Annotated in this window: 1 protein-coding gene and 1 pseudogene; both read right to left on the bottom strand. The window is 64.9% G+C overall.

The window, feature by feature from the left end:
- Positions 1–444: pseudogene (gene gltD / locus B2W70_RS12370) on the bottom strand (glutamate synthase); the annotation flags it as partial.
- A 22-nt stretch (positions 445–466) separates the two neighbouring features.
- On the bottom strand, positions 467–5,128 hold the full coding sequence (locus B2W70_RS12375; protein ID WP_286746092.1) for a glutamate synthase-related protein: 4,662 nt from the start codon (positions 5,126–5,128) through the stop codon (positions 467–469).
- Between the last annotated feature and the right edge of the window lie 38 nt (positions 5,129–5,166).

Raw genomic sequence — 5,166 nt, forward strand, 5'->3', positions numbered from 1 at the left:
GACGGCGACCTTCTTGCCGGTCTTGACCTTGGCGGGCTGGGGCTTGACCCAACCCTCGGCCCAGGCACGGTCGATGATGGCGTGCTCGATCGACTTGATGCCGATCGGGTCGTTGTTGATGTTCAGCACGCAAGCGGCTTCACAGGGCGCCGGGCAGACGCGGCCGGTGAAGTCGGGGAAGTTGTTCGTGCTGTGCAGGACCTCGATCGCCGCCTTCCAGTCCTGTTGGTAAACCAGGTCGTTGAAGTCGGGGATGATGTTGTTGACCGGGCAACCGCTGTTGCAAAAGGGCGTGCCGCAGTCCATGCAGCGCGCGCCTTGTTGCTTGGCCTGCTCGGGGGTCAGACCGATGACGAACTCTTTGTAGTTCTTGACGCGCTTCTCGACGGGCTCGTAGCCCTCTTCCAGGCGCTCAAATTCCAGAAAGCCAGTGACTTTTCCCATTTCAAACTCCTAACGCGCTGTATCAGGCCTTGGCCTTGGTGGCGGACTTGGCCTTGGCGACAGCGGCCGTGGCTTCTTGCTTGGCGCCCATCTCGGTCAGGGCGCGACGGTATTCGTGCGGGAAGACCTTGACGAACTTGGTGACCGAGGTCGACCAGTTGTCCAGGATCTCCCGGGCACGCAACGACCCCGTCCAGCGGTGGTGGTCTTCGACCAGCTTCTTGAGCAGGGCCTCGTCGGCCAGGCCCTTGTGCATCGGAATGCCGGCGTCCAGTTGCTCGGCGGCCGGCAGCACCTTTTCCAGGGAGACCTGGGCGGTGTTGACGCGCTTGCCGAACTGACCGTCTTCGTCAAAGACATAGGCCAGGCCACCGGACATGCCAGCCGCGAAGTTGCGACCGGTCTTGCCCAGCACGACGACGGTGCCACCGGTCATGTATTCGCAACCGTGGTCACCCGTGCCTTCGACCACCGCGGTGGCGCCGGACAGGCGCACGCCGAAGCGCTCGCCGCCCACGCCACGGAAGAAGGCCTCACCGCTGGTGGCACCGTACAGAACGGTGTTGCCGACGATGATGTTGTCGGCGGCGTTGCCACGGAAGTCGATGCTGGGGCGAACCACGATGCGGCCGCCCGACATGCCCTTGCCGGTGTAGTCGTTGGCTTCACCGATCATGTACAGCGTGATGCCCTTGGCCAGGAAGGCGCCGAAGGACTGACCGCCCGTGCCTTCCATCTGGATGAACACTGTGTCGTCGGGCAGGCCATCGGGGTGGTGCTTGATCAGCTCGCCCGACAGCATGGCGCCGACGGTGCGGTTGACGTTCTTGGCCACTTCCATGAACTTGACCGACTCGCCACGCTCGATGGCGGGCTTGGACTTCTCGATCAGGCGCACGTCCAGGGCCTTGTCCAGGCCGTGGTCCTGCGTGGAGGTGTGCAGGCGCGGCACGTCGGCCGGCACCGGGGGCAGCGCGAAGACGCGGCTGAAGTCCAGGCCTTGGGCCTTCCAGTGCTCGATGCCCTTCTTCATGTCCAGCAGGTCGGCGCGACCGATGAGGTCGTCGAACTTGCGGATGCCCAGCTGGGCCATGATCTGACGGGCTTCTTCGGCGACGAAGAAGAAGTAGTTCACGACGTGCTCGGGCTTGCCGGAGAACTTCTGGCGCAGCACCGGGTCTTGCGTGGCCACGCCCACCGGGCAGGTGTTGAGGTGGCACTTGCGCATCATGATGCAGCCCTCGACCACCAGCGGTGCGGTGGCGAAGCCGAACTCGTCGGCACCCAGCAGGGCGCCCACGATCACGTCGCGGCCGGTCTTGATCTGGCCATCGGTCTGCACGCGCACGCGGCCGCGCAGGCGGTTGAGCACCAGGGTCTGCTGGGTTTCGGCCAGGCCCAGCTCCCAGGGCGTGCCGCAGTGCTTGATCGAGGACCAGGGCGAAGCGCCCGTGCCGCCGTCGTGACCGGCGATCACGATGTGGTCGGCCTTGGCCTTGGCCACGCCGGCAGCCACCGTGCCGACGCCGACTTCCGACACCAGCTTGACCGAGATGTCAGCCTTGGGGTTGACGTTCTTGAGGTCGTGGATCAGCTGGGCCAGGTCTTCGATCGAGTAGATGTCGTGGTGCGGCGGGGGCGAGATCAGGCCCACACCCGGCACGGAGTGACGCAGCTTGCCGATGTATTGCGAGACCTTGCCGCCGGGCAGCTGGCCGCCTTCACCGGGCTTGGCGCCCTGGGCCATCTTGATCTGGATCTGGTCGGCCGAGGTCAGGTACTCGGTGGTCACGCCAAAGCGGCCGGAAGCCACCTGCTTGATCTTCGAGCGCAGGCTGTCGCCTTCCTTCATCTCGTAGTCGACTTCGACGACTTCCTTGCCGATCACGTCAGAGACCTTGGTGCCCTGCTTGATGGGGATGCCCTTGAGTTCCTGGCGATAGCGGCGCTCGTCTTCACCACCTTCACCGGTGTTGGACTTGCCGCCGATGCGGTTCATGGCCAGGGCCAGGGTGCTGTGGGCTTCGGTAGAGATCGAACCCAGCGACATGGCGCCGGTGGCAAAACGCTTGACGATCTCGGATGCGGGCTCGACTTCCTCGACCGGGATGGCTTTGGTGGGGTCGACCTTGAACTCGAACAGACCGCGCAGCGTCAGGTGGCGCTTGCTCTGGTCGTTGATGATCTGGGCGTATTCCTTGTAGGTGTCGAACTTGCCCGAGCGCGTGCTGTGCTGCAGCTTGGCGATGGCGTCCGGCGTCCACATGTGCTCTTCACCGCGGGTGCGCCAGGCGTACTCGCCGCCAGCGTCCAGGGCGTTGGCCAGCACCGGGTCGGTGCCGAAGGCGGCCAGGTGGTTGCGGATGGCTTCTTCGGCCACCTGGAACACGCCGATGCCGCCGACTTGCGTGGGCGTGCCACGGAAGTACTTCTCGATCAGCGGCTTCTCCAGGCCGATGGCCTCGAAGAGCTGCGCGCCGCAGTAGGACATGTAGGTCGACACGCCCATCTTCGACATGATCTTGGACAGACCCTTGCCGATGGCCTTGATGTAGTTGTAGATGGCCTTGTCGGCCGACAACTCGCCGGGCAGGTCCTTGGCCATGGCGGCCAGGCTTTCCATCGCCAGGTAGGGGTGCACGGCTTCGGCGCCGTAGCCGGCCAGCACGGCAAAGTGGTGCACTTCGCGGGCGGTGCCGGTTTCAACGACCAGACCGGTGGAGGTGCGCAGGCCCTTGCGAACCAGGTGATGGTGGATAGCCGACAGGGCCAGCAGCGCCGGGATGGCGATGTTGGCGCGGTCCATCTTGCGATCGGTGATGATCAGGATGTTGTGACCGCTCTGGATGGCTTCCACGGCTTCGGCGCACAGCGAGGCCAGGCGCGCTTCCACGCCTTCGTGACCCCAGGCAGCCGGGTAGGTGATGTCCACCTCATAGGGCTTGAACTTGCCGCCGGTGTGCTTCTCGATGTTGCGCAGGCGGGCCATGTCGTCGAAGTCCAGCACGGGCTGGGCCACTTCGAGGCGCATCGGCGGGTTGACCGCGTTGATGTCGAGCAGGTTGGGCTTGGGGCCGATGAACGAGACCAGCGACATCACCACGGCTTCGCGGATCGGGTCGATGGGCGGGTTCGTGACCTGGGCGAACAGCTGCTTGAAGTAGTTGTACAGCGGCTTGTTCTTGTCCGACAGCACGGCCAGGGGCGAGTCGTTGCCCATGGAGCCGGTGGCCTCTTCGCCGTTGATGGCCATCGGGGCCATCAGGAACTTGACGTCTTCCTGGGTGAAGCCGAAAGCCTGCTGGCGGTCGAGCAGCGATTCGTTGAACTCACCCACGCTGCCCTTGGCATCGATGGTGTCGAGCTTGATGCGCACGTTCTCGATCCACTGACGGTAAGGCTTGGCCGAGGCGTACTGGGCCTTGAGCTCTTCGTCGTCGATGATGCGGCCTTGCTCGAAGTCGATCAGCAGCATCTTGCCGGGCTGCAGGCGCCACTTCTTGATGATCTTGTTCTCGGGGATGGGCAGCACGCCCGATTCCGAGGCCAGCACCACGAGGTCGTCGTCGGTGATGATGAAACGGGCGGGGCGCAGGCCGTTGCGGTCCAGGGTGGCGCCGATCTGGCGACCGTCGGTGAAGACCATGGCGGCGGGGCCGTCCCACGGCTCCATCATGGCGGCGTGGTACTCGTAGAAGGCGCGGCGGCGCTCGTCCATGGTGGTGTGCTGTTCCCAGGCTTCCGGGATCATCATCATGGCGGCGTGGGCCAGCGGGTAGCCGGACATCGTCAGCAGCTCGAGCGCGTTGTCGAACGTGGCGGTGTCGGACTGGCCGTCCAGGCTGATCGGGTACAGCTTGCGCAGGTCTTCGCCCAGCACAGGCGACTTCATCACGCCTTCGCGGGCGCGCATCCAGTTGAAGTTGCCCTTGACGGTGTTGATTTCACCGTTGTGGGCGACCATGCGGTACGGGTGAGCCAGCGGCCACTCGGGGAAGGTGTTGGTCGAGAAGCGCTGGTGCACCAGGGCCAGGGCCGAGGTCACGCGCTCGTCGTTGAGGTCCAGGTAGTACTTGCCGACCTGGTCGGCCAGCAGCAGGCCCTTGTAGATGATGGTGCGGCACGACATGCTGGGCACGTAGTACTCGCTGCCGTGGGTCAGGTTCAGGCCCTGGATCTTGGAGGACGCCGTCTTGCGGATGACGTAGAGCTTGCGCTCGAGGGCATCGGGCACCAGGATGTCGGTGCCGCGGCCCACGAAGACCTGGCGGATGACCGGCTCTTTCTCGCGCACCAGGGGCGACATGGGCATGTCGCGGTCGACCGGCACGTCACGCCAGCCCAGCAGCACCTGGCCTTCGGCCTTGATGGCGCGTTCCATTTCCTGCTCGCAGGCCTGGCGCGAAGCGCTTTCCTTGGGCAGGAAGATCATGCCGACGCCGTACTCGCCGGGCGGGGGCAGGACAACGCCCTGCTTGGCCATCTCGGCGCGGTAGAACTCGTCGGGGATCTGGATCAGCAGGCCCGCACCGTCACCCATCAGCGGGTCGGCGCCGACGGCACCCCGGTGGTCGATGTTTTCCAGGATCTGCAGGCCCTGGCGCACGATGCTGTGCGCCTTCTGGCCCTTGATGTGAGCGACGAAACCCACACCGCACGCATCGTGCTCAACGTTGGCGTACATGCCGAGCTCGGCGGCCGCCTGGATCTCCTGGCGGGTGG

Source organism: Aquabacterium sp. UBA2148 (genome assembly GCF_002328915.1).
In the GTDB taxonomy this organism is placed as follows: Bacteria; Pseudomonadota; Gammaproteobacteria; order Burkholderiales; family Burkholderiaceae_C; genus Aquabacterium; species Aquabacterium parvum.

Excerpts from the sequence above, each read along its gene's own strand:
- B2W70_RS12375 (WP_286746092.1), bottom strand. The coding sequence starts at position 5,128 with ATGTACGCCAACGTTGAGCACGATGCGTGCGGTGTGGGTTTCGTCGCT.